Source organism: Halochromatium glycolicum, from assembly GCF_016584085.1.
Classification (GTDB): domain Bacteria; phylum Pseudomonadota; class Gammaproteobacteria; order Chromatiales; family Chromatiaceae; genus Lamprobacter; species Lamprobacter glycolicus.
Genome location: NZ_NRSJ01000003.1, coordinates 60,939 through 86,768, shown reverse-complemented (window position 1 = coordinate 86,768; position 25,830 = coordinate 60,939). Strand labels below are relative to the sequence as shown.

General features: G+C 65.4%; 18 protein-coding genes. 5 read left to right on the top strand and 13 right to left on the bottom strand.

All coding sequences use genetic code 11. The annotated features are described in order from the left end of the window. Window positions 1-12 precede the first annotated feature (12 nt). From CKO40_RS02665 to CKO40_RS02655, 3 genes are all read right to left on the bottom strand, one after another. Entirely contained in the window at window positions 13-633 is a 621-nt protein-coding gene (locus CKO40_RS02665; protein ID WP_200344483.1) for an NADH-quinone oxidoreductase subunit B family protein, read from the bottom strand. Beyond that, window positions 633-1,664 carry a 2Fe-2S iron-sulfur cluster-binding protein gene (locus CKO40_RS02660; RefSeq protein WP_200344482.1) on the bottom strand — a complete coding sequence of 344 codons (1,032 nt, stop codon included), beginning with the start codon at window positions 1,662-1,664 and terminating at the stop codon, window positions 633-635. Before CKO40_RS02660 ends, CKO40_RS02665 begins: the two co-directional genes overlap by 1 nt. Window positions 1,665-1,890: 226 nt before the next feature. Further along, the gene (locus CKO40_RS02655) at window positions 1,891-3,858 is read right to left on the bottom strand and encodes an NADH-ubiquinone oxidoreductase-F iron-sulfur binding region domain-containing protein (RefSeq protein WP_242476746.1); all 1,968 of its coding nucleotides are present in this window, start codon (window positions 3,856-3,858) and stop codon (window positions 1,891-1,893) included. A 275-nt stretch (window positions 3,859-4,133) separates the two neighbouring features. Between CKO40_RS02655 and CKO40_RS02650 the strand changes: the two genes are divergently transcribed. Further along, complete coding sequence (locus CKO40_RS02650; protein ID WP_200344481.1) at window positions 4,134-4,616, top strand: Hsp20 family protein; 483 nt, start codon at window positions 4,134-4,136, stop codon at window positions 4,614-4,616. Window positions 4,617-4,813: 197 nt separating this feature from the next. Here CKO40_RS02650 and hemW read toward each other — a convergent pair whose 3' ends face one another. The 3 genes from hemW to uvrD all read right to left on the bottom strand — a co-directional run bounded on the left by hemW (window position 4,814) and on the right by uvrD (window position 9,650). Further along, window positions 4,814-6,205: a radical SAM family heme chaperone HemW gene (gene hemW, locus CKO40_RS02645; RefSeq protein WP_276570767.1), complete on the bottom strand. Its 1,392-nt coding sequence runs from the start codon at window positions 6,203-6,205 to the stop codon at window positions 4,814-4,816. A gap of 142 nt (window positions 6,206-6,347) precedes the next feature. Next, on the bottom strand, window positions 6,348-7,430 hold the full coding sequence (locus CKO40_RS02640; RefSeq protein WP_200344480.1) for a TRAP transporter substrate-binding protein: 1,083 nt from the start codon (window positions 7,428-7,430) through the stop codon (window positions 6,348-6,350). Window positions 7,431-7,454: 24 nt separating this feature from the next. Beyond that, window positions 7,455-9,650, bottom strand: coding sequence for a DNA helicase II (gene uvrD / locus CKO40_RS02635; RefSeq protein WP_200344479.1), 2,196 nt, complete (start codon window positions 9,648-9,650; stop codon window positions 7,455-7,457). A gap of 188 nt (window positions 9,651-9,838) precedes the next feature. Between uvrD and hemE the strand changes: the two genes are divergently transcribed. After that, the gene (gene hemE, locus CKO40_RS02630) at window positions 9,839-10,903 is read left to right on the top strand and encodes a uroporphyrinogen decarboxylase (RefSeq protein ID WP_200344478.1); all 1,065 of its coding nucleotides are present in this window, start codon (window positions 9,839-9,841) and stop codon (window positions 10,901-10,903) included. Window positions 10,904-10,991: 88 nt separating this feature from the next. Here the strand turns inward: hemE and CKO40_RS02625 are convergent, their stop codons facing one another. Continuing rightward, window positions 10,992-13,250, bottom strand: coding sequence for a PAS domain S-box protein (locus tag CKO40_RS02625; protein WP_200344477.1), 2,259 nt, complete (start codon window positions 13,248-13,250; stop codon window positions 10,992-10,994). Between the two features lie 375 nt (window positions 13,251-13,625). Here CKO40_RS02625 and CKO40_RS02620 point away from each other — a divergent pair, with 375 nt between their 5' ends. The 3 genes from CKO40_RS02620 to CKO40_RS02610 are packed head-to-tail and all read left to right on the top strand — an operon-like array spanning window position 13,626 to window position 17,254. After that, on the top strand, window positions 13,626-14,351 hold the full coding sequence (locus CKO40_RS02620) for a response regulator (RefSeq protein ID WP_200344476.1): 726 nt from the start codon (window positions 13,626-13,628) through the stop codon (window positions 14,349-14,351). A gap of 15 nt (window positions 14,352-14,366) precedes the next feature. Continuing rightward, window positions 14,367-14,696 carry an EAL domain-containing protein gene (locus CKO40_RS02615; RefSeq protein WP_207173343.1) on the top strand — a complete coding sequence of 110 codons (330 nt, stop codon included), beginning with the start codon at window positions 14,367-14,369 and terminating at the stop codon, window positions 14,694-14,696. Continuing rightward, window positions 14,693-17,254, top strand: a complete 2,562-nt coding sequence (locus tag CKO40_RS02610) for a bifunctional diguanylate cyclase/phosphodiesterase (RefSeq protein ID WP_200344472.1) — start codon at window positions 14,693-14,695, stop codon at window positions 17,252-17,254. The genes CKO40_RS02615 and CKO40_RS02610 overlap by 4 nt, the downstream gene beginning before the upstream one ends. Before the next feature lie 431 nt (window positions 17,255-17,685). On the opposite strand, the gene glmS is transcribed toward CKO40_RS02610, so the two are convergent. The 6 genes from glmS to atpA all read right to left on the bottom strand — a co-directional run bounded on the left by glmS (window position 17,686) and on the right by atpA (window position 25,828). Next, window positions 17,686-19,518, bottom strand: coding sequence for a glutamine--fructose-6-phosphate transaminase (isomerizing) (gene glmS / locus CKO40_RS02605; RefSeq protein ID WP_200344470.1), 1,833 nt, complete (start codon window positions 19,516-19,518; stop codon window positions 17,686-17,688). Window positions 19,519-19,607: 89 nt separating this feature from the next. Then, a complete protein-coding gene (gene glmU, locus CKO40_RS02600; protein ID WP_200344468.1) occupies window positions 19,608-20,969 on the bottom strand; it encodes a bifunctional UDP-N-acetylglucosamine diphosphorylase/glucosamine-1-phosphate N-acetyltransferase GlmU in 1,362 nt (453 codons plus the stop codon). A gap of 441 nt (window positions 20,970-21,410) precedes the next feature. Then, a complete protein-coding gene (locus tag CKO40_RS02595) occupies window positions 21,411-21,836 on the bottom strand; it encodes a F0F1 ATP synthase subunit epsilon (RefSeq protein WP_200344466.1) in 426 nt (141 codons plus the stop codon). 29 nt (window positions 21,837-21,865) lie between these two features. Further along, window positions 21,866-23,242 carry a F0F1 ATP synthase subunit beta gene (gene atpD / locus CKO40_RS02590; RefSeq protein ID WP_200344464.1) on the bottom strand — a complete coding sequence of 459 codons (1,377 nt, stop codon included), beginning with the start codon at window positions 23,240-23,242 and terminating at the stop codon, window positions 21,866-21,868. 85 nt (window positions 23,243-23,327) lie between these two features. After that, window positions 23,328-24,200: a F0F1 ATP synthase subunit gamma gene (atpG, locus tag CKO40_RS02585; RefSeq protein ID WP_200344463.1), complete on the bottom strand. Its 873-nt coding sequence runs from the start codon at window positions 24,198-24,200 to the stop codon at window positions 23,328-23,330. Between the two features lie 86 nt (window positions 24,201-24,286). Then, window positions 24,287-25,828, bottom strand: a complete 1,542-nt coding sequence (gene atpA, locus CKO40_RS02580; protein ID WP_200344461.1) for a F0F1 ATP synthase subunit alpha — start codon at window positions 25,826-25,828, stop codon at window positions 24,287-24,289. Window positions 25,829-25,830: the final 2 nt, after the last annotated feature.

The window sequence follows — 25,830 nt, the reverse complement described above, 5'->3', positions numbered from 1 at the left end:
GCGGCGGCTCGCTCAATCATAATGGAGCTGGCGATAGGGCAGCCGTACCGGCTGCCCCTCCAGCACGGCCGTCAACAGGGTCCAGATCGCCTCGGCCGACGGTGGACAGCCCGGCAGGAAGTAGTCGATCTTGACGATCTCGTGCAGCGGGTGGACCTGACTCAACAGCAGCGGCAGCTCCGGATCGTTCGGGATACCGCGATTGGCCAGCCCGACGCCATCGATGAAGGCCTCCTCGAGGCATTCGCGCAGCGTGAAGGCGTTGCGCATCGCCGGGATGCCGCCGTCGATCGCACAGGCGCCGATGGCGACCAAGCGCCGGCACTGACGACGAAAGGCCCGCAACACCTCGATGTTCTCGGCGTTCGCGGCCCCGCCCTCGATCAGGCCCAGATCGCAGCGGCCGAGCTGCTTGAGATCGGTGAGCGGCGTGCGGTCGAGCTCGATGAGCTCGAGCAGGTCGATCAGCCGCTCGTCGATATCGAGCAGCGACATATGGCAGCCGAAGCAGCCGGCCAGCGACGTGGTCGCCACGCGCAGCTTGCTCGGCGCCCGGGTTGCGGGATCGACCGACCGGCAGGTCCCGGTCTCGGGCGCGGTTTCGGTCGCGGGCACGGCGTCGGGCACAGGCATCAGAGGTCCTCCCGCACCGAGGCACTCGGCGCGGCCGCGTCCGGACTCGGCTCCGGTTTCGACTGCGGCTCCAGCCCCGGCACTGGCTCCGGTTCTGACTTGGGCTTCGGCTCCAGCCGCGACACTGGCTCCGGTTCTGACTTCGGCTCCGGCTCCAGCCGCGACACTGGCGCCGGTTTTGACTTCGGCTCCGGCTCCGGCTCCGATCCATACCGCGGCGGGAATCCGGCTGCGGGACGGCCGGCACCCTGTCGCGCGGACTCGGCGTGGCTGCCCGCTCCGGCGCCAGGGCTGCGGTCGTGCAACGCGACATCACCGACCCGGCTGATCGGCTCGCGGTCGTAGAGGCGCTCGCCGATCGGCACCCGATACCCGCGCCGATCGTCCGGGTCCCCTGCCCGCTGGCGCGGCATGAGGGCGCCAACCGGACAGACATGGGCGGCGCGATCGGTCACCGCGAGGCGGCTGTCGCCCAACCGCCCGGTCGGCGCATCGACGATCAGCCGCGAGTCGATCCCGCGCCCGCTGACCGCGAACACCCGCTTGCCATCGAGATCGCGGCTCGCGCGCACGCAGAGCTCGCAGAGGATGCAGCGGTTGCGGTCCAGCACCACATCCGGATGCGAGGCATCGAGCGCGCGGCGCGGGAAGAACTGGGTGAAGCGCGGCTCCAACATCCCGCAGTAGTAGGCAACTGCCTGCAGCTGACAGGCGCCGCTGCGCTCGCAGGCCGGGCAGACATGATTGCCCTCGACGAACAGCATCTGCAGGATCGCGACCCGCAGCGCACGCACCGCCTCGGTCTCGCTCTCGACCTCGAGGTTGGCCGCCGCCGGCATGGTGCAGGCCGAGACCTCGCGGCCGTTGGCCCGCACCACGCAGACACGGCAGCTACCGTGCGGCGCCAGCTCCGGGTTGTGACACAGATGCGGGATGTAGACCCCGGCCGCCAGCGCCGCGTCCATGATCGTCTGACCGGGTTGGAACGGGATCGGCTCGCCATCGAGCATGAAGTGGTTGGGCTCGGTCATTGGCGCCTCCCTCTTTGCCTACCGGGACGCCTCTGGCAGCATCTGAAACCGCGCCTAACGGTCATGGCAGCGCGCCACCCCGGCGCATGAAACGCGCCCGCATGAAACGCGCCCAGCCGTTGCTTCACGGTCACGTTCAGCGCGAGGCACCACCCCGCAAGGGCAGCCTGTCGAATCAGCATCATCGGTGTCACCCCGGCGCCGCGTTTCATCCCAGCGCCTCGTTTCATCCTAGCGCCTCCGCCTCATCCGCGCTCAAATGCGCGGCCCGGTCATCGCGCCCGGTCAGCCGCCGGGCCTCGGCCAGCGCCGCATCCAGATCGAAGGCTGGCGTGTAGTCAGCGCTTTTGAGCCTTTGCCGGTAGATGTGCGGAAATTTGTCGAGCGTCTGCAGGACAGGGTTCGGTGCGGTATGCCCCAGGCCGCAATGGCTCGCCCGGCGCATCACCGCGCCAATATGACGCAGCTCGTCGAGCTCGTGCGCCGAGGCCTGGCCGGTCGCGACCTTCTCGACCAGCTCGCGCAGCAGCACGCCGCCGACGCGGCACGGGGTGCAGAAGCCGCAGCTCTCATGCGCGAAGAAGGCGGCGAAATTGCGCACCATCTCGAGCAGATCGCGCCCCTCGCCGAACACCATGAACGAGCCCGCGGTCGGCAGGTCCTCGAACGCGAGCAGGCGGTCGAATTCATCCGCCTTCAGGGTCGTGCCGGCCGCCCCGGAGACCTGCACCGCCTGCACCGCCTCGGCGCCGCAGGCCGCGAGCACGTCGCGCACCGCGGTCCCGAACGGGAACTCGTAGACGCCCGGCCGGGCGCAATCGCCGCTGACGCTGAGGATCTTGGTGCCGGCCGATTGATCCGTTCCTTCGCTGCGGAACCAGTAACCGCCGTGCTCGGCGATGCGCGCCGCCGCCAGGAAGGTCTCGACGTTGTTGACGACCGTCGGCCGCTCCAGGTAGCCGGCGGTGACCGGATACGGCGGGCGCTTGCGGGTCACCCCACGCTTGCCCTCGAGCGACTCGATCAGGGCTGACTCTTCACCACAGATGTAGGCACCGGCGCCGAGATGGATCTGGATGTCGAAATCGAACGGCCTAGCCCCGTCGGTGCCGAGGCCCCTGCCAGCCCCGCTGCCAGCCCCGCTGCCAGCTCCAATGCCAGCGCCGATACCGGCTCCGAGCAGCCCGAGCTCCCGCCGGCGCTGCAGCACCGCCTCGAGGTGCTCGACCAGATAGCGATACTCGCCGCGCAGGTAGAGGAAGCCCTCGCGCGCACCGACGATCGCGGCGCAGAGCGTCATGCCTTCGATCACCAGGTCGGCGTAGGCCGTCAGCAGCACCCGATCCTTGAAGGTGCCCGGCTCGCCCTCGTCGGCATTGCAGACGACCACCTTCTGCGGGTCGCCGGTCTCGCGGCAGAAGCGCCACTTGAGCGCGGTCGTGAAGCCGGCGCCGCCGCGCCCGCGCAGCCCGGAGCGCTCGAGCTCGCTCAGCACCGCGTCGGGGCCACGGGCGAACAAGGCCGCCAGCCCGGCATCGCGGCACTCGAGATCGCGCAGCAGCAGCCCCGGTCGGTGCACATTGTTCGAGACCGCGAAGAACGCCTGCGGCCAATGCTGTAGCGGCACCCGCGTCTCGACCAAGGCCGCGATCTGCCGAATACGGTCTTCGTCCAGTCGGGTCACGGCAAACCCGTTCACCAACAGTGCCGGCGCCTGATCGCCCATGCCCGTGCAGGAGGTGAAATCGACGCTGACGCGGCCATCGGCGCGCGGCACGCCAAGATCGACCCCGAGCCGATCGCAGAGCAGTTGCATCAAGCGCTGATTGCCCAGCATCCGGTCAGTGATGTTGTCGCTGAGCAAGATCTCGTACTGACCGCGCGGTGAGCGGTGCAGGAACGCATAGAAGTCGATTGCAGCATCGCACTGGGCGCGGGTGACATCGAGGGCCGCGGTGAGCGCGTCGATCCCGGCCGCCGGCACAAACGAGAAGCTCTGTTGGAGCGCGATCAGATGCTGGAGCAGATGCTCGGGACGCCGCCCATAGCGAGCCAACGAGCGCGCCACCACCTGGCAAGCCCGCGCCATTTCCTGATCGTCGTCGCGACCGGGGGCCGCCTCGCGCCCGGACACAACACCGAAACCCTCGGCCTGTGAGGCACTTGCGCCTGCATCGGGGATTGCGTGATGCATGCCTCCTCCGGGTCGAAAATCGCCCACACTACCCTCAGTATAGTGGCTGTGTGCGACTTCGCCCGTCCTTAGCAGCAGGGCAAGATAATCTCTATAAAACAGTGGCCTACGGTGCGCGCAACGGGAAACATTACAGATTGTCCATGGTGGCTTGCAAACGCTCTCAACCTGCACTACTTTACATAACGCAGGCGGCCGGACACGGCGCCTGCACCAAACCGGCGGTTCTTCGGAACGCCAATTCAACCCATATTGCTCATTTGGAGGATATGCAGATGACAACGCTAGACTTCTCGCCACTGTTCCGCTCGATGATCGGCTTCGATCGGATGGCGCCCTCGCTCGAGAATGCATATCGCACCGAGGCGGGCGGCTATCCGCCCTACAACGTCGAGGTCGAGGATGAGAACAAGTACCGCATCACGATGGCGGTCGCCGGCTTCGCAGAGCAGGATCTCGGTATCGAGACCAAGGAGAACCTGCTCACGGTGACGGGCTCGCGCAAGCAAGACGACGAAGAGGACTCGCGCCGCTACCTCTATCGGGGGATTGCGACGCGTAGCTTCGAGCGTCGCTTCCAGCTCGCCGACTATGTGAAGGTGGTCGACGCCCGGCTCGAGAACGGGCTCCTGCACATCGACCTCGTGCGTGAGGTCCCAGAGGCCATGAAGCCGCGTAAGATCGAGATCCGCGGCGACAGTGGCCGCTACATCGAGGGAGAGAGCCATCAGGAAGAGGCGACGCGCGCCGCTGCCTAAACGGGGCCGCGTGTCATGACCGCAGCGGTTCGATAGCGGTCAGCTGAGAGAAGGCCGGGCAATCACCCGGCCTTTTTCGGTTGGGCCACCCTTCTTGCCTACCCAACGCCCTGCACTCACAGCGCCCTGGACCGATGCACCCCAGATGCGGTGTACTTCGAGCAGTGGACTCTGGAGCGCGCAGGCTTTCACCTGCTTCAGGACGAGAAGCACCCGATCAGCTCATTGAGGAACGCGAAGCCGCGCGCGCTCGGGCGGATTACAGCGTCGTCGCCGATGCCAGAACCGATCACCAAGCCGAGCTGCGCCGCCGCTTCGAGACCCGGTTCGAGCCAGTCCGCCCTCAGCCCGGTCGCGCCCTCGAATTCCCCCAGGCTAAAGCCGTCCAGTAACCGAAAGGCGTTCAGGGCGAACTCTTCGGTCAGATCCTGATCCGAGAGCCGGCGCAACGAGGACGTCGGATCGGCTGACGCCAGGCTGCAGCGCTCCTCGGGGACGGGTGATCGCCCCGGCGCGCGACAGGCTCGAACAGGGTGCTTGCTGCGGCTCGGATCAGGCGCAAGCCCGATCGATGAATCGCGTGCGGACGACCCGGCCAACTCGCAGGCAGCGAGATAGGCATCGGGATGGCGCATCTTCGCCCGCCGCTCGACCATTTTGCTGCTCGGGTCCGTCAACTTGCCGTGGGCGCCAGCACCGATCCCGAGATAGTCGCCGAAACGCCAGTAGTTCAGATTGTGTCGACATCGCCGACCGGGCTTGGCGAATGCTGAGACCTCGTAGCGCTCGAAGCCGGACGCTTCCAGCAGCGCCAACCCCTGCTGCTGGATCGCATCGGCGAGGTCGGGATCGGGCAACTCGGGCGGGCGCTGGTAGAAGGCCGTGTTTGGCTCCAAGGTCAGCTCGTAGTAGGAGAGATGCGTCGGCTCGAGCGCGATCAACTGCTCGAGGTCTGCTCGCGCGGCCGGCAGATCCTGCGCTGGCAGCGCGAACATCAGGTCGAGATTGAGATTCTCGATTCCGGCCGCGCGGGCTGTCATCACCGTGCGCCGCACATCGGCGGCCGAATGGATACGTCCAAGCCGCGTTAGTGCATCGTCGTTCAACGACTGCACGCCGATCGATAAGCGATTGACGCCGGCCTCGGCATAGCCAGCAAAATGCCCGGCATCGACGGTGCCAGGATTGGCCTCGAGCGTGATCTCGGCATCATCGGCCAGCTCCGCGCGAGCGCGCACGCCGTCGAGCAGGCGCGCAATCGCAGCCCCTGAGAACAGGCTTGGCGTGCCGCCACCGATAAAGACCGAGACCAGCGGCCTCCGGGCAGCGGCGCGTGCCAGCTCGGCGTCGAGGTCCACCAGCAGCGCATCGACATAGACCTGTTCCGGGACTGGTTCCGCGCGCACGCGGCGATCCCCGCCGCGCAATGCATGCGAGTTGAAGTCGCAATAGGGACATTTGCGCACACACCACGGCATGTGGATATAGAGCGCCAGCGGCGGGGGCGACGCGAAGCGGCGCCGAGGTTCGGCGCTCAACGGCCGCACCGACAGGCGATCCGCATCGCCGCCCATGCGATGCCCGTGCATTCTTTCGTCACCGCGGTCAACCGACGGATCGACTCGTTGCGCTCCAGCGAAAGCGCAGCGGCAAACGTGCGCGGTGTCCTGGAGACGCGGTTACTCGGAGTCGCCCATTCAACGAACAAGGCGCAGGCAGCCAAAAGCCGACTCAGCCCGAAAGCTGATCGCGCGCCTTCAGGTAGGCGAGGTCAGAGATCGCGCTCCACTCCTTCGAGTTGGTCAGGAATTTCTGATAGGACGCATAGGTCTTGCGCGAGAACGCATCCTTCTCAGCGATCTCGGCGACGACCTCGTTCGCGATCTCGCGCAGCTTCACCAGCACATCGTCCGGGTACTTGCGCAGCTCGACCTCGTGCTCGTCGAGCAATGTCTGCAACGCCGTCGGGTTTCGGGCGGTGTACTCGGCCAGCATGTCCTGGTTCACGACCTTGCAGGCATTGAGCACGATCGCCTGCAGATCGTCCGGCAAGGCGTCGAAGACCTCCTTGTTGACCATCGCCTCCAGGGTCGTGCCCGGTTCGTGCCAGCCCGGGTAGTAATAGTACTTGGCCGCCTTGTAGAGGCCGAAGGCGAGATCATTGTAAGGCCCGACCCATTCGGTCGCGTCGATCGCACCGGATTGCAGCGAGGTGAACAGCTCTCCGCCGGGCAAGTTCACCGGGGTGCCGCCGGCGCGCCGCAGCACCTCGCCGCCGAGGCCCGGGATGCGCATCTTCAGGCCCTTCAGGTCGTCGACCGAGTTGATCTCCTTGTTGAACCAGCCGCCCATCTGCACACCGGTATTGCCGGCCGCCGCCGGCACCAGGCCGAATCCGGCATAGAGCTCCTGCCACAGCTCCATGCCGCCGCCGTAGTAGAGCCAGCCGTTCATCTCCTGACCGGTCAGCCCGAACGGCACGCTGGAGAAGAACTGCGCCGCCTCGCTCTTGCCCTTCCAGTAGTAGGCCGAGCCATGCCCCATCTCGGCGGTGCCGCGCGAGACCGCATCGAAGACCTCAAACGCCGGCACCAGCTCGCGCGCGCCATAGACCTTGACCTCGATCCGGCCGCCGCTCATCTGCCCGATCAGCTCCGCGAGCTTGTTGGCGCCGGTTCCGAGCCCCGGGAAGTTCTTCGGCCAGGTGGTCACCATCTTCCATTTGTGATCGGGCTTCGCCTGCGCGGTACCGACGCCGGCACCGAACGCCACGGTCGCGGCGCCGGCACCCTGGAGAAAGGCTCTGCGTTGCATGATCGGACCCCTTGTTGTTGACGTTCAATCGACCGGCTCGAGCCGGGCATAGGTCAGGACCAGCCACTTGGCGCCGGCGGTCTCGAAGTTGACCTGGATGCGCGCGCCGGCGCCGCCGCCCTCGCTATTCAGTACGACGCCGTCACCGAACTTCGGATGACGCACCCGCTGGCCGAGCCGGAAGCCTTCGCCGGCATCCTCAGTGCCCATGCCGCCCCCGGCACCGAAGCCCATACCGGCGGTGCCGCCCTGCGGACGTGAGACCCCGCCGCCGCGCACCTCTTCGATCAGCTCCGCTGGCACCTCGCGCAGGAAGCGCGACGGCAGCGCGTATTCCTCACGGCCGTGCAGGCGCCGACTCTCGGCATGGGTCAGATAGAGCTGCTGCTTGGCACGGGTCATCCCGACATAGCAGAGGCGCCGCTCCTCCTCGAGCCGGGTCGGATCGCTCGCCGACATGCTGTGCGGGAACAGTCCCTCCTCGACGCCGGTGATGAAGACCAGCGGGAACTCGAGCCCCTTGGCGCTGTGCAAGGTCATCAGTTGGACGCTGTCCTCGAAGCCGTCGGCCTGCGCCTCGCCGGCCTCGAGCGCGGCATGGGCGAGGAAGCTGCCGAGGATGTCGCCGTCGTCATCGGGCACCTCGCCGGCGAAGCGCCGCGTCGCCTCGACCAGCTGCTCCAGGTTCTCGAGCCGCTCGATCCCGCGTCCGTCCTTGTTCTTCTCGTAATGGGCCGGCAGCCCGCTCGCCTCGAGCACCTCGGCCACCAGGTCGGGCAGCTCCTGCTCGGCGTCGGCACGCGCTGCAAGCCCTTCGATCAGCTCGACGAAGCCGCGCAAGGCGCCGGTCGCGCGCGCCGGCAGCAGCGCCCGACTCACCGCCGTCTTGGCCGCGTCCCAAAGCGAGACCCCATCGGCGCGCGCCTGGGTGCGCAGCAGATCGACCGTGCGCGGGCCGATCCCGCGCGGCGGCAGATTGACGATGCGCTCGAAGGCGGTGTCATCGTTGCGGTTGCCGATCAGCCGCAGATAGGCGAGCGCGTCCTTGATCTCGGCGCGCTCGAAGAAGCGCTGGCCGCCATAGACCCGATACGGGATACTGGCCTGGATCAACGCCTCCTCGAACAGCCGCGACTGGGCCGTCGTGCGATAGAGGATCGCGCACTCGCTGCGCGCCCGGCCCTCGTCCTGGCTCGCCCGGCGGATGCGCTCAACCACGAAACGCGCCTCGTCGATCTCGTTGAACGCAGCATAGCGGCGGATTGGCTCGCCGGCACTGCCGTCGGTCCAAAGATTCTTTCCGAGCCGGCTCGGGTTGTTCGCGATCAGCGCATTCGCGGCGCCGAGGATGGTGCCGGTCGAGCGATAGTTCTGCTCCAGGCGCACGATCTCGGTGTTCGGATAGTCGCGCTGGAAGCTCTGAATGTTCTCGACCCGGGCACCGCGCCAGCCGTAGATCGACTGGTCGTCGTCGCCGACCAGGAACAGATTGTCGCGCTCGCCGGCCAGCAGCCGCAGCCAGGCGTACTGGATCGCATTGGTGTCCTGGAACTCGTCAACCAGGATGTGCGCGAAGCGCTCCCGATAGTGGTGCAGGATATCGGGTCGCTCGCGCAGCAGCTCATGGGCGCGTAGCAGCAGCTCGGCGAAATCGACGCTGCCGGCCTTCTCGCAGGCCTCCTGATAGGCGCGATAGACGCGCAGCATCTGCTCCTGGAAGAAATCGCCCGCGGCATCGATGTGCTCGGGGCGGCGCCCTTCATCCTTCTGACTATTGATGAACCCTTGCGCCTGGCGCGGCGGCCAGCGCGCCTCATCGAGCTCCATCGCCTTCAGGATGCGCTTGACCAATCGGAACTGGTCGTCGGAGTCGAGGATCTGGAACTGCTGCGGCAGGCCGGCGTCCTGCCAGTGCGCGCGCAGGAACCGGTGCGCGAGACCGTGGAAGGTGCCGACCCACATGCCGCCAACCGGCTCGCCGAGCATCTCCTCGATGCGGCCCTTCATCTCGCGCGCGGCCTTGTTGGTGAAGGTCACCGCCAGGATGCGCCAGGGCCGGATATCCTGCACCTGCAGCAGCCAGGCGATCCGGTGCACCAGCACCCGGGTCTTGCCCGAGCCGGCGCCGGCCAGCACCAGGCGGTTGCCCTGATCGGCGGTCACGGCCTCACGCTGGGCCGGGTTCAGGGGATCGAGAATCGTCGAGACATCATCTTGCATCGCGCGATTGTAACCGCAGCAGCGTTTTCTGCACGCAATCGTCTCGGCCAGCTTCAACCCCGCTTGCAAGGCCCCCTGGTCGGCAATCCATGCCTTCGCCAGTACAGCGCCCCTGACAGCGTCCGAACCGCCGTAGTATCCTCGCCGCCAAAACATCCACCCTCCACCACCGCTGCGGGACCCTGCCTGTGACCGAGCTCAAGAACGACACCTTCCTGCGCGCGCTGATGCGCGAGCCCGTCGACTACACCCCTGTTTGGATGATGCGCCAGGCCGGCCGCTATCTGCCCGAATATCGTGAAACGCGCGCCAAGGCCGGCAGCTTCATGGATCTCTGCCGCAATCCCGAGCTCGCCTGCGAGGTCACGATCCAGCCGCTCGACCGTTTCCCACTCGATGCTGCGATCCTGTTCTCGGACATCCTGACCATCCCGGACGCGATGGGCCTCGGCCTCTCCTTCGCCGAGGGTGAAGGGCCGCAGTTCGCCCGCCCGGTCCGCACCGCGGCGGACATCGAGGCGATCGCGGTGCCGGACCCCGAGGACGAGTTGCGCTATGTGATGGACGCGGTCGCGCTGATCCGCAAGGAGCTCGACGGGCGCGTGCCGTTGATCGGGTTCTCCGGCGCCCCCTGGACCCTGGCGACCTACATGATCGAGGGCGGCAGCGCCAAGAACTTCGCCTACTGCAAGGCGCTGATGTTCGACCAGCCCAACCTGATGCACCAGCTCCTCGGCAAGGTCGCCGATTCGGTCACCGCCTACCTGAACGCCCAGATCGCACGCGGCGCGCAGGCGGTGATGGTGTTCGATACCTGGGCCGGCGTCCTGAGCCCATCGGACTTCCGCGAGTTCTCGTTGCGTTACATGGAGCGCATCGTCGAGGGTCTCACCCGCGAGGTCGACGGCCAGCGCATCCCGGTGGTGCTCTTCGCCAAGGGCGCCGGGCAATGGCTCGACCGGATGGCCGAGACCGGCTGCGACGGCCTCGGCGTCGACTGGACCATCGACCTCGCCGACGCCCGCAAGCTCGTCAACGGCAAGGTCGCCCTCCAGGGCAACCTCGACCCCTGTACCCTCTATGCCTCGCCGGAGCGCATCCAGCGCGAGGTGGGCCGCGTCCTGGCCAGCTACGGGCGCGGCACCGGCCATGTCTTCAACCTCGGCCACGGCATCCACCCGGACGTCAATCCGGATCATGCCGCCGCAATGGTCGCGGCCGTGCATGAGCAGAGCCGGCCGTATCATGCCTAAGCGGACCAGATAAGCCTAGGGAGCAAACCCGGTCACGCCGAGCGGACCGATCCGGTCCGCGCTCGCCCGACAGATGCAACACCCGACGTCATTGAGCCGTCGCTTCAGCCGGGGGCAATAACAAGCGAAAATGACTGCCCTCGCCGACCCTCGAGCTGAGCAGGATGTGTCCTCGATAGCTTCGCATCAGGCCCGCGATCACTGCGAGCCCCATACCCGAGCCTTCGCCAACCCCCTTGGTCGTGAAGAACGGCTGAAACAGCAGCTCGCGGTGCTCATCGGGAATCCCTTTGCCCTGATCCGTCACACTCAGCTCGATCCAGCGGCCGTTGAAGCATTCGCGACTGACCGCACACTCGCCTCCGGCCAGGGTCTCTCGTAATAGGACAGCTATATCGCCGCCACCCGGCATCGCATCCCGGGCATTCAGCACAAGGTTCAATAGCATCTGCTGCAGATGCAAAGGGGCGATCTTGACGATCAGGGCCTCAGAATCACCCTCGAACCGGACGCCCAGATTGGCCGGAAGCATCGGGCGCAGCATCTTCAAGATCTCCTTGACAACAGGGGCCAAGGCGACCGGGTGCGCCGCGACAGTGCTCTCACCGCGACTGAAGACCAAGAGCTGGCGCACCAGGTTACGGGCCCGCTTACCGGCGATATCGATCTGCTCCAGATAACCGTCCAATTTGGTGTCGATGCCCGCATTGCGCAGCCGGGCAAGCTCCGCGAACCCAAGGACACTGCCCAGAATGTTGTTGAAGTCGTGGGCGATACCGCCAGTCAGCCGGCCAATGGCCTCCATCTTCTGGCTCTGGACCATGGCCCGGCGCAGCTGGTGGGCCTCGGTCACGTCTCTGGACTGCGCCAGGATCACGTACCCCTGCGCATCCTCTGGATCATCGACCAGGTGACTGTTGGTCTCGAGCCAGACCCAGTCGCCATTGTGACGACGCATGCGGTATTCGACCCGGTCGACGGACTTGCTGCTCAGGACGGTCTCGTGGGAGGCGCGGATCGCGTCGAGATCGTCCTCGTGAAAGAGATCGTAGGGCGATCGGCCAACCAGCTCTTCGGGCGCATAGCCGAGCAGGGTCCGACAAGACGGCGAGACATAGAGAAAGGTCCCGTCTGAACTGTGCTTGGAGATCAGGTCCGAGGAATGCTCCGCGAGCAGCCGATAGCGGGTCTCGCTGGCCGACAGCGCCTGCTGTGCTTGAACACGCGCTGAGATATCCTGCTGCGAGCCCATGTAGCCGACGACGGCTCCCTGATCATCATGCAAGGGCGACGCCCAATAGCGGCAATGAAAGAGCGAGCCGTCCTTGCGCCGATTGAGCACCTCGGCACAAACCGGCTCCCCCGCTCTCAGTCGGGAATAGATCGATTGCTGGTGCGTCTCGGCGTCGGGCTCCGCATTCAGGACATCGGGCAAACTGCCGCGCAGCTCATCAAGCGTCCAGCCGAACAGGGTCTCGAAGGCCGGGTTGAGATAGTCGATTCGAAACCGGGCATCGGTCAGCAGGATCGCATCCGAAGACTGCTCGACCACCTGCGAAAGCCGATGCAGACGGGCTGCGTCGGCCTTCTGTTCAGTGACATCCCGGACCGTCGCAGTCACCTCATTGAGACCAGAGGGCACCATCCGAGCCTCCCAGTCACGCATCCCGCGTTCTGGGATCTCCAATCTGAACTCGAATCTCTGGAGCCTGCCGGTCTGAAGCGTCTCGGCAATCTTCGCCTCGATCAGATCAGCGAAAGGCGCGGGGGTCAGCGCCCGCACGCGAAGACCGATCAGACTGTCGAGATGCTGAACCGCAAGGTCTTCGCGGGCAGCCTTGTAGTCCAGATAGACCCCTTGCCGATCGAGCCGGAACATGAGGTCCGGCATCGCCTCGAGTAAGGCGCGGGCACGCTGCTCGCTGTCCCGGAGTGCCCGCTCCTGGCGCTCACGCTCGGCGCTGAGCAGCTCATTCTCGACGCGCCCGTCACGGGAGCCCTGTCGCTCGGTCAGGTCCCGCGCCAGGAGCACCGTCAGGTCCCCCGGTGAAGCCAGGTGACGCAGGCTCAAACGCAACTGCCGCGGCCCCAACGGTTCCCGATCAATGAGCGCCACCTCACGATCGCTGATGTCGACAAACGCTGAGGCCAGGTCCCCCGGGTCCGGGGTGCAGCGCTCGCGGATCATTGACCAGATCGCCTCGACATCGGCGTCTTTGCCTTCGTCCAAGCCGAGCATCCGTTGAAAGCCTGAAGCAGACCCGATCAAGGTCCCATCGGCATCCCAGCAGAGCACCGCTCCTGGCCCCCATTCGGTGAGCACCAGCTCGAGTAAGGCGTCTGTCACTGGATGCCCCATCGTCTACCCCGCTAGTCCGAAGCCCTCACGATCATGGCAGCCAGCCACCCGAAGAATGAGACGATCCCAGCCGTTGTTTCCCGGTAACAAAATGGTCCCTGCGGCTGATTGCATCAGGCGCTTGTGCGAGTCAGGCGGCCATTCTGATAGGGCCCTTAACAACCCGAACGAGCACAAGCGATCTGACAGGGTTCCCGCGGTCTACCCGGACCTGAGCGCACCCCGACGACGGCAAACCGCACCTCTGGTCGCTCAATTCAGAACACGCCCACCCCGGGCCCACCGATTCTAGCGAAAATCGATAAAAGCGATATACTAAGATCATCAAGGGCCTTGCGCCGGTCACCCCCGGAGATCAGGGACATGACCAAGAATGACCTCCTAACGCCTAGCCAGGCCGCGCAGCGATTGGGCGTATCGCCTGTTACGCTCCGTCTCTGGGCACGCCAAGGCAAGCTACTGGCCCATACCACGCCCGGCGGGCATCGCCGATTCGATTCCATCGAGCTCGAGGATTTCGCTGAACGTCACGGAATGAAGCAATCGGACGTATCGTGCAAGACGATGCGCATCCTGGTGGTCGAAGACGATCCACAGTTCGCCTCCTTCCTGAACGAAGCCCTGGAGACACTCGAGCCTGCACCCGAGATCGAGCATGCCTATGAAGGCTTCGAGGCGGGTCGCCGGCTCCAGCGCTTTCGGCCCCACCTGGTCCTATTGGACCTGATGCTGCCGGGTGTCGACGGCTTCGCGATCTGCAAGCGCTTACGCCAAGACCCGGAGACCAGGCATATACGCATCATCGCAATGACCGGCTATGACAGCCCCGAGAACCGGACACGCATCCTAGAGGCTGGGGCCGAAACCTGCCTTGCGAAGCCGTTCCGGGTATCGGAACTACTCACCGCAATCCAAGCCAGCGCGAGAGAGGAGCAAACGATGCCTCGAACTGCCCGGGCTGCCAACAGAGCTGATTCCGCGGCAATCCCTGCGGAATCGATCCAGGAGCCTGCCGGTCAAGCGCCCCGAGAGACCCTCGACCGACAGGCCCTCAAGATCACTGAATCGGCGATCATGCACCGCCCCTAGCACTCGATGGGCACCTTGCAGGAACTCAGGGCACTGGGCATCCCCCTGGCGGTCGACGATCTCGGCACAGGTTACTCGTCATTGGCCTACCTCAAACGGCTGCCGCTGAACCGGCTCAAGATCAACGCCTCCTGTGTCGAAAACCTCACCCATGACAGCGATGACGACGTCATCGTGCGTGCCATCTTCGCATTGGGCGACCGTCTCGGGCTGGAGATGTTGGCTGGAGGTGTCGAGACCCAGGAGCAAGCCGATTGCCTGCGTCAGGTCGGCTGCTCCGAGGTACAGGGCTTTCTGTTCGGTAGACCCGTGCCGTCCGAGTCGCTCGCGACCGCCTGGGCATGAGCACCCCGAGCTTTCATCGCAGGACCTCGCCGCCCGCGGCTAAGCCGCCTGACGGGAATCAGCGCAAGCGTCCGCGGCTATCGCGCCTTCAGCTCAAGATCTGGCTCGCGACCGGAGTGGCAGTGCTGGCGGGCTTCCTGGCCGTGCAGCTGGATCATTACCGTTCGTCGCAACAAGATGTGCCCGGAGCCGTCCAGGCCGAGGAGCAGACAGACGCTGGCTTTCCTACCAGACTGCGCGATCACGCCCTGATCTTTCTGATCCTCTTCATCGTCGGCGGCGCCCTGCTGCAATACCTCGTCATCGGCCGGCTTCGGCGAATCCAGTCCGGTATTGCCGCCCTCGAGCGGGGCGACTACTCAGCGCGGCTCCCAACGACCGGGCAGGACGAGTTGGCGGAGGTGGCGCAGTCATTCAATCGCATGGCGAGCGCGATCGCACTCCGTGACCAGCAATTCCGGATTGCGCTCGACAGCATCCGTGACGCCTTTGTCGTCACCGACGCCGCAACCGACGAGATCCGGATCTGGAACCCCGCTGCCGAGCAGCTCTTCGGCTACAGCGCCGCGGAGGCACTCGGACAGCCGCTCCATGCCCTCCTAGCGCCCGAGCATCACGAGAGAGCAGCACGGTACGGGCTCGCCCAATTCGCGCAGACCGGCGAGGGATCAGCCATCGGCAAGACCTTGGAGGTGGAGGCCAGACACAAGAACGGCACGCTGCTACCGATCGAGTTGTCGCTGTCGGCGATGCGCCAAGGCGAGCGCTGGATGGGGCTCGGTGTCGCGCGCGACATCAGCGAGCGAAAGCGTGCCCGGCAGGCATTGGAGGCCGAGCGGGCGTTTCTGCAGAACGTCATGGATGGCATCGATGACCCGATTCTGGTCATCGCGAGAGACTACACGGTCTTACGGATGAATCGCGTCGCGCGCCAAGCCAGCGCCGTCGTTCAGCTCGATACCAGTTGCCTCAAGTGCCACCAGGTCTCGCACCACAGCGAGCAGCCCTGCTCGGGCACGGAGCACCCCTGTCCGTTGCAGGAGGTCCTGAGCACGGGCCGCACCTGCCGGGTCATCCATACCCATAACGGCCGCAACGGTGAGCAAAGGACGCTCAAGATGGTTGCGACCCCACTGCGCGACGAGCGGCGTGCGCTCATTGGAATCATCGAGTCCTCGCGTGACATCACCGAGCAGCTCGCACTCGTGGAGCAGCTACGGGAGAAGGATCTCAGTTATGCGCACCTGGTCCAGCACGACACCCTGACCGGGCTACCGAACCGGCTTCTGTTCGCGGACCGTCTCAGCCAGGGGATCCGTCGTGCGCACAGACGTGGCACCAAGCTGGCCGTGCTCTTCATCGACCTGGATCGCTTCAAGCACATCAACGACAGCTTCGATCACAACTACGGCGACGAGGTCCTGCGCTCCGTTGCCAAGCGACTTCGAACGATCTTCCGTGAGGACGACACCCTAGCCCGGATGGGCAGCGACGAGTTCGCGATCATCCTCACCGAGCTGAAGCAGGATTCCGATGCCGCGCTGGTCGCGCGTAAGATCCTCGGCCTGTTCGCGGAGTCGTTCAAGGTGCAGGGCCATAGACTCTTCCTCGGTGCCTGCATCGGTCTGAGCCTCTACCCAGAGCACGGCGACAGCGTGGACGAGCTGGTCCGCAATGCCGACGCTGCCCTGCACCGCGCCAAGGAGGAAGGCCGGAATACCTATCAATACTATTCTCAGGATCTCACGGCCAAGGCCTTCGAGCGCATCCTGCTCGAGGCAAGCCTGCATCAGGCCGTCGTCCACGGCGAGCTGATCCTGCACTATCAGCCGCAGTTCGACCTTGCGAGCGGTGGGGTTTGCGGGGTCGAGGCGCTCGTGCGCTGGCAGCACCCCGAAATGGGCCTGGTTTCGCCTGCCCGTTTCATCCCGCTCGCCGAGGAATCCGGGAGCATCCTCGGGATCGGGGAGTGGGTGCTGTATGAGGCAACCCGCCAGATGCAACGATGGCAGACGGCCGGCCTGATGACCGAAAGCGCGATTGTCAGCGTCAACCTCTCGGTCAAGCAGTTCGATCAAGACGACATGATCGAGATGGTGCATGCCGCGCTCGAAGACAGCAGCTTGCGCCCTGGATCGCTCGAGCTCGAGATCACCGAGTCCATCATGTTGCAGGCGCCCGAGCTGGCCGCCCGGCGCTTGGCGCAACTGCGCAAGCTCGGGGCCAGGATCGCCGTCGACGACTTCGGCACCGGCTATTCATCGCTGAGCTATCTGCGCTCGCTGCCGCTGACCAAGCTCAAGGTCGACCAATCGTTCGTCTCGGACCTCCCCCATGACCCCAACGACGTCGCCATCGCCAAGGCCGTTATCGGACTCGCGCGCAGCCTCTCGCTCGAGGTGCTCGCGGAAGGCATCGAAACCGACGAGCAGCTCGATTTCCTGATCCGCGAAGGCTGCCATACCGGACAGGGCTACCTCTTTTCAAGGCCGCTGGACGCCGATGCGCTCGAGCGGTATCTGCAGCAACGCAAAGGAACCGCGGGATGGGCCGACTGAAACGATCGCGGTGCGCAGGAATCCGGACCTTTGGCCTCTACACTGCGTCCAGTTTGAGATGTGCAATTTTGACCGCGCCTGCCGCGGAAGAATGACGTTTCTGTCTCTGGACGCGGTTTAGAGACCCTATCAACATGCCCGGCAAGTGCATCGCGTCAGAAAGGCCGAGACCCTTTTCCTGCCATCTGGCTCTCAGCGCTGTAGGAGCCCGCCTGCGGGCGAGCAGGCCGCGCTCACGGCGGCGAAGATCGCCCGCAAGCGGGCTCCTACCCCACGACCATTGGGGACAGCGACAATCGGTCTCGGGATCTCCGCTGGCTTGTACGAGCCCGCACAACGCGCGTCAAACGGCGGTTTCGATCGAGCCTTTTCGCTCAGCGGAACAGGGCTCGGCCGTCAGCTAGCCGGTCGCGCAGGGGCGATCACGGACCCTACTCGACCGTGACCGATTTCGCCAGATTGCGTGGCTGATCGACGTCGGTCCCCTTGAGCACGGCGACATGGTAGGCCAGTAGCTGCAATGGAATCGTGAACACCAGCGGATCGATCAGGTCGTCGGTCTCGGGGACGCGGATGATGGTGACGTCCGGGTCCTCCTGGAACGGGACCTGGTCGTCGGCGAAGACGTAAAGCTCGCCGCCGCGGGCGCGCACCTCCTCGAGGTTGGACTTGAGCTTCTCGAGCAGCGCGTTGTTGGGCGCGACCACGACGACCGGCATGTCCTCGTCGATCAACGCCAGTGGGCCATGCTTGAGCTCACCGGCTGGATAGGCCTCGGCGTGGATGTAGGAGATCTCCTTGAGCTTGAGCGCCCCCTCCATTGCGATCGGATAGGCCTCGCCGCGGCCGAGGAACAGGCAATGGTGTTTCTCGACGAAGCGCTCAGCCAGCACAGCGACGGTCTCATCGAGCGCGAGCACGCGCTCGAGCTGCGCAGGCAGCGAGCGCAGCAATGCGACGCTGGCACTGTCGTCGCCCGGCGCCGTGCGATGCAGGCGGGCGAGCGTCAGCGTCAGCAGTAGGAGCGCGACGAGCTGGGTCGTGAAGGCCTTGGTCGAGGCGACGCCGATCTCCGGACCGGCGCGGGTCAGGAGCACCAGGTCGGATTCCCGCACCAGGCTGCTCTCGGGGACGTTGCAAATCGCCAGTGTCGTCGCATAGCCGCTCTCCTTGGCGATGCGCAATGCGGCCAAGGTATCGGCCGTCTCGCCGGACTGGGAGATGGTGACGAACAGCGAACTCGGTGGCACCACCTGCTGACGGTAGCGGTACTCGCTTGCGACCTCGACATTGCACGGGATGCCCACGAGTGCTTCGATCCAGTAGCGGGCGACCAGACCGGCGTGGAAGCTCGTGCCGCAGGCGACGATGGTGACCGCCCGAGTCTCGGCAAAGACCGCCTCGGCATCGACACCGAATGCCTCGGGCAGCACGCCGTCGGCGCTGAGGCGGCCTTCGAGGGTGTCGGTGATCGCCCGCGGCTGCTCAAAGATCTCCTTCTGCATGAAATGCCGGAAACGACCGCGCTCGGTCGAGTCGGCCGCGACCGTCGAGGTCCGCACCGGCCGCTCGACGATCTCGCCTTGGGCGTCCCAGATCGTCAGCTGTTCGCGCCCCAGCTCGGCGATGTCGCCTTCCTCGAGGAAGATGAAACGGTTGGTGACCGGGAGCAGGGCGAAGACGTCGGAGGCGATGAAGTGCTCCTGGAAGCCAACACCGATCACCAGCGGGCTGCCTTGGCGCGCCGCGAGCATCCGATCCGGGGTCTGGCGGTCGATCACACCGAGGGCATAGGCGCCCTCGAGCCGACCGACAGTGCGGCGCACCGCCTCGGTCAGGTCATGCCCTGCATCGAGCTCGTCGTAGATGGCATGGACGATGACCTCGGTATCGGTCTGCGAGGTGAAGCGATGGCCCTGCTCGAGCTGCTCGCGCCGCAGTGGCTCGTGATTCTCGATGATACCGTTGTGGACGATGGCGCAGCGTTCACGCGCCATGTGCGGGTGCGCGTTGGCAGTCGATGGCTCGCCGTGGGTCGCCCAGCGCGTATGGGCGATTCCGAGCGTGCCGGGAAGCGGGTGACTGTCCACCGCCTCGCTGAGCTTCGAGACCTTCCCAAGCGTACGCAGCCGACCGATCGGCCCCTCCGGGCCGATGACCGCGAGTCCGGCCGAATCATAGCCGCGGTATTCGAGGCGCTTGAGCCCCTCGAGCAGGATCGGCGCAACCGGCCGATGGGCAATAGCACCAACGATGCCGCACATCTCGTGACCCCCTTGCGTCTAATCTGAGATCCGCACGTACGCCGGGCACGTGCAGTCAAGCCCAGCGGCGCTGACGCCGGGCGCGCCCGTCATCGTTTCTTCGGCCGCTGCCAATCGTCGATCGTCGTTTGCCGAGCGCGCGTCAGGGTCAGGCGCTCGGCTGGCGCATCGCGATTGATGACCGAGCCGGCGCCGATCGTCGCACCCGCCCCCACCTCGACCGGGGCCACCAAGGCGGTGTTCGAGCCGATGAAGGCGCCGTCGCCGATCACCGTGCGGTGCTTGTTGGCGCCATCATAGTTGCAGGTGATGGTGCCAGCGCCGACGTTGACGCCAGCCCCGATCTCGGCATCGCCGACATAGCTCAGGTGATTGACCTTGCTACCGGCCGCGATACGGGCCTTCTTGACCTCGACGAAGTTGCCGATATGGCACTCCTCGGCGATCTCCGCCTCCGGCCGCAGCCGCGCGAACGGGCCGATCCGCGCGCCGGGTCCGACCGACGCACCCTCAATGACCGAATTCGCCAGCACCTCAACGCCGGCGCCGAGCGTACAGTCCTTGAGGATGCAGTTCGGTCCGATCCGGCAGTTGGCCCCGATGCGCACCCGCCCTTCGCAGACGAGGTTGACGTCGAGGAAGACATCCTGGTCGCAGCTCAGGGAACCGCGCACATCGAGCCGGCCGGGGTCGGCCAGGGTGGTGCCGCCGTGCATCAGCTTCGTCGCAAGGCCGTGTTGATAGTGGCGTTCGAGCGCGGCGAGCTGGGCGCGATCGTTGACGCCGGCAACCTCTTCGAGGGTCTCCGGCGCCGTGGTCGCGACCTCGACGCCCTCACCCACTGCAAGACCGATCACATCGGTAAGGTAATACTCGCGTTGGACATTATTGTCATCGATTCGGCCAAGCCAGGTGTCCAGACTCGACCGATCAGCAACGATGATCCCAGTGTTGACCTCGGTAATCGCCCGTTCGGCCGTGCTCGCATCCTTCTGCTCGACGATGCGCAGCACCCGTCCGCTCTTGTCGCGGACGATGCGGCCATAGCCCGTCGGATCATCCAGCTCCATGGTCAACAGACCGAGTTGGGTGTCCGCCGTGTCATCGACGAGCCGGTTGAGCGTCTCAGGCTCGATCAGCGGCACATCACCGTAGAGCACGAGCACTCGGTCCATCTCGGACAGCCCCGGCATCGCCTGCATCACCGCATGCCCCGTGCCGAGCCGCTCAGCCTGTTCGATCCAGTGCGCCTTGCTCTGGGGAAAGGCCTCGGGAACCTGGGCACCGCCGTGCCCATAGACGACACAGACACGCGCCGCCCCCAAGGCGGCCGCGGCATCCAGCACATGCCCCAACAGGGGCCTCCCCGCCAGCGGATGGAGCACCTTCGGCAACGCCGACCGCATGCGTGTCCCTTTACCGGCGGCGAGAATGACGACACCCAGCTTCATCGATGCGTCCTCGTCAGTCAGAGAAAAGCCAACTACCACCCATCCAAGCCGGACCTGTCAGGCGTTCACAGCAAGACCTTAACCGGGCTGATGTTCGCTGATTCGTCCCGGCTAGCCGCAGCAATACCGACCCGGCCAAACCACCATGGCCCTGATGATACCCCAGCCAAGCCAGACTGGACTTGGCTGTGGAGCGGGTACAAGAACGCCCGGGCCAAAACGCGACACCCCCGCACTTCGGCGGGGGTGTCGCGGTCTGATCCAGGCGGTCTTCTAAGGCGATTTCTGTCAAAGCCCATACCGCCTTGCTGGTCTTTTTGCTCGCCTTCTTCGTCGCGCCGCCGGTCACATAGCCCGGCTATGCTCCCGGCGACGCTCCTCGAAGGCAAACGAAAATCCTGCGCAATTCGGTACGAGCTTTTCCGGCAATCGCCTAAACGATCAGGACGAGCGCATCTTGCGCAGCCGCTCGATCGCCCGGAGCTGGGCGATCGCCTCAGCGAGCTCCGATTGGGCCTTTGCGTACTCGAACTCGGCGGTCTGGCCCGCGAGCGCGTCCTCGGCACGGCGCTTGGCCTCCAGCGCCTTGGCCTCATCGATGTTCTCGGCCCGGATCGCGGTGTCGGCGAGCACGGTGATGATATCGGGCTGCACCTCGAGCATGCCGCCGGAGACATAGAAATGCTCCTGCTTGCCGTGCTCGTCCTCGACCCGGACATCCCCGGGCTTAAGCCGCGTGATCAGCGGGGCGTGGCGGGCGGCGATGCCGAGCTCGCCCATCTCCCCCGGAGCGTAGAGCATCGATGCAAGCCCGGAGTGGATCGCACCCTCGGCGCTGACGATGTCGACATGAACGGTCATTGCCATGATTTAGGCCCTCCGCAACCGCTCTGCGGTCACATGCTCTCGGCTTTGGCGACGGCCTCATCGATGGAGCCGACCATGTAGAACGCCTGCTCGGGCAGGCCGTCGTACTCGCCGTTGACGATCGCCTTGAAGCCGGCGATGGTGTCCTTGAGACTGACGTACTTGCCCGGTGAACCGGTGAAGACCTCGGCGACGAAGAACGGCTGCGACAGGAAGCGCTGGATCTTGCGCGCTCGGGCGACGATCAGCTTGTCGTCCTCGGAGAGCTCGTCCATGCCGAGGATGGCGATGATGTCCTTGAGCTCCTTGTAGCGCTGCAGGGTGCCCTGTACCGCGCGGGCGGTGTCGTAGTGGTCCTGGCCGACGATGTTCGGGTCGAGGATACGGCTGGTCGAGTCCAGCGGGTCCACGGCCGGGTAGATGCCGAGCTCGGCGATCTGCCGCGAGAGCACCAGGGTCGCGTCCAAGTGCGCGAAGGTGGTCGCCGGCGACGGGTCGGTGAGGTCGTCGGCGGGCACGTAGACGGCCTGGAACGAGGTGATCGAGCCGGTGTGGGTCGAGGTGATGCGCTCCTGCAGCGCGCCCATCTCGGAGGCCAGGGTCGGCTGGTAGCCCACCGCCGACGGCATACGCCCGAGCAGCGCCGAGACCTCGGTGCCGGCGAGGGTGTAGCGGTAGATGTTGTCGATGAACATCAGCACGTCACGGCCTTCGTCGCGGAAGAACTCGGCCATGGTCAGGCCGGTGAGCGCGACGCGCAGGCGGTTGCCGGGCGGCTCGTTCATCTGACCGTAGACCAGCGCGACCTTGTCCAGGACGTTGGACTCGGTCATCTCGTGGTAGAAGTCGTTGCCCTCGCGGGTGCGCTCGCCGACGCCGGCGAACACCGAATAGCCGGCATGCTCGGTACCGATGTTGCGGATCAGCTCCATCAGCGTCACGGTCTTACCGACGCCGGCGCCGCCGAACAGCCCGACCTTGCCGCCCTTGGCGATCGGCATGATCAGGTCGATGACCTTGATGCCGGTCTCGAGGATCTCGGTCGCCCCGGCCTGCTCCTCGAACGTGGGCGCCTCGCGATGGATCGGCCAGCGCTCGTCGGCGCCGACCTCGCCCTTCTCGTCGATCGGGCGGCCGAGCACGTCCATGATGCGGCCGAGGGTCTTGGTACCGACCGGCACCGAGATCGGTGAACCGGTGTTGCTCGCGTCGACCCCACGCTTGAGGCCGTCGGTCGAGCCCATCGCGATCGTGCGCACGATGCCGTCGCCGAGCTGCTGTTGCACCTCGAGGGTGAGTCCGTTCGCGTCGATCTGCAGCGCGTCGTAGACCTTGGGCATTGCGTCGCGCGGGAATTGGACGTCGACAACGGCGCCGATGATTTCCACCACCTTACCGGAGCTCATAGCGGATTCCTCTATTCTGTCTTGCGGTTGTTCGCAAGGACGTGTTTAACCTGAATTCGGTTGCCGTTCGGACCCGGCGCGCGGCCTAGCCGACGGCGGCGGCGCCGGCGACGATCTCGGATAGCTCTTGGGTGATCGCGGCCTGGCGCGCCTTGTTGTAGACCAGCTGCAATTCGTCGATCAGCTCGCCGGCGTTGTCGGATGCGGCCTTCATCGCGACCCGACGCGCCGCTTGCTCGCAGGCGCCATTCTCGACCACCGCCTGGTAGACCAGCGACTCGATGTATCGCGTCAGCAGATTGTCGAGCACGACCCGGGCATCGGGCTCGTAGATGTAATCCCAGATCGGCCCGGTCGGCCGGTCTTCATCATCGGTGGCCTGCAACGGGACCAGCTGCCGAATCTTGGGCTGCTGGGTCATCGTATTGACGAACTCGTTGTAGGCGATGTAGATCGCATCGACCTCGCCGCTCTCGAACAGGTTCAGCATCACCTTGACGGTGCCGATCAGGTCCTCGATATGCGGCTTGTCACCGAGTTGGGTCACCTGCGCCTCGACCTGGCCACCGAAGCGACGGAAGAAGCCGAGCGCCTTGGAGCCGATGGTGCAGAAGACCGGCTCGATGCCCTGCGCTTGCTGCTCCTTCATCGTCGCGATCAGCCGGCGGAACAGGTTGCTGTTCAGGCCGCCGCAGAGACCGCGGTCGGACGAGACGATGATGTAGCCGACGCGCTTGAGCTCGCGCTGCTCGGCCATGTAGCTGTGCCGGTATTCAGGAGATGCCTTGGCCAGGTGGCGGATGACCTGGAGCATCTTCTCGGCGTAGGGACGCGAGGCCTGCATACGCTCCTGCGCCTTACGCATCTTTGAGGTCGCGACCATCTCCATTGCACCCGTGATCTTCTGGGTGCTCTTGATGCTCGAAATCTTGGTGCGGATCTCTTTGGCGCCTGCCATGGGGTGCTCCGTATGTGAGCCTCTTTATTCGGTTGAGCCGAACGACGGGGCGAGCATGCCCGGGCCGTCATGCCCGGGCGGAGCGCTCACCAGGTGTGATTGGCCTTGAAGTCCTTGAGCGCCTCGTGGAGCGCCTTCTGGACCGCATCGTCGTATTTGCCCGACGCATTGACCTCGTCGAGCAGGCCCTTGTGGCTGCTCGCCATATAGCTCTGCAGTGCGCGCTCGAAGTCGACGACCTTCTTGACCTCGACATCGTCGAGATAGCCTTCATTGGCCGCGAACAGCGACACCGCCATCTCGGCCACGTTCATCGGGTGGTACTGCAGCTGTTTCATCAGCTCGGTGACCCGTTCACCGCGCTCGAGCTGTTTGCGGGTGGCCTCGTCGAGATCGGACGCGAACTGCGAGAAGGCCGCCAGCTCGCGGTACTGCGCCAGGGCGAGCCGAATACCACCGCCAAGCTTCTTGATGATCTTGGTCTGCGCCGAGCCGCCGACACGCGAGACCGAGAGACCGGCGTTGATCGCCGGGCGGATACCGGCATTGAACAGGTCGCTCTCGAGGAAGATCTGCCCGTCGGTGATCGAGATCACGTTGGTCGGCACGAAGGCGGAGACGTCCCCGGCCTGGGTCTCGATGATCGGCAGCGCGGTCAGCGAGCCGGTCTTGCCCTTGACCTCGCCGTTGGTCAGCTTCTCGACCTCATCGGCGTTGATGCGCGCCGCGCGCTCGAGCAGCCGCGAGTGCAGATAGAAGACATCGCCAGGGTAGGCCTCCCGGCCCGGCGGGCGGCGGAGCAGCAGCGAGACCTGACGGTAGGCCCAGGCCTGCTTAGTGAGGTCGTCGTAGACGATCAGCGCGTCCTCGCCCTTATCGCGGAAGTACTCGCCCATCGCGCAGCCGGCATAGGGCGCGATGAACTGCAGCGCGGCCGAATCGGACGCACCGGCGTGGACGATGGTCGTGTGCTCCATCGCGCCGAACTCTTCGAGCTTGCGCTGGACCGCGGCGACCGACGAGTTCTTCTGGCCGACGGCGACGTAGATGCACTTCACGCCGGTGCCCTTCTGGCTGATGATCGCATCGATCGCAACCGCGGTCTTGCCGGTCTGACGGTCACCGATGATCAGCTCGCGCTGACCGCGACCGACCGGCACCATCGCATCGATCGCCTTCAGGCCGGTCTGCATCGGCTGATCGACCGACTGCCGGGCGATGACGCCGGGAGCGATCTTCTCGATCGATGAGGTCGCCGCCGCCTCGACCGGCCCCTTGCCATCGAGCGCGTTGCCGAGCGGGTCGATGACGCGGCCGAGCAATCCTTCGCCAACCGGCACCTCGAGCACGCGGCCAGTGCAGCGCGCCCAATCGCCCTCGGACAGGTGCGTGTAGTCGCCCAGGATCACCGCGCCAACCGAATCGCGCTCCAGGTTCAGCGCCAGCCCGAAGGTGTTGTTGGGGAACTCCAGCATCTCGTAATACTGGGCATCGGAGAGCCCGTAGATGCGCACGATGCCGTCGGTCAGGCTGACGATCGTTCCCTCGGCGCGGGCCTCGGTCTTGATGTCGAACTGCTCGATCTTCTGTTTGATGAGATCACTGATCTCGGAGGGATTCAGTTGCATGG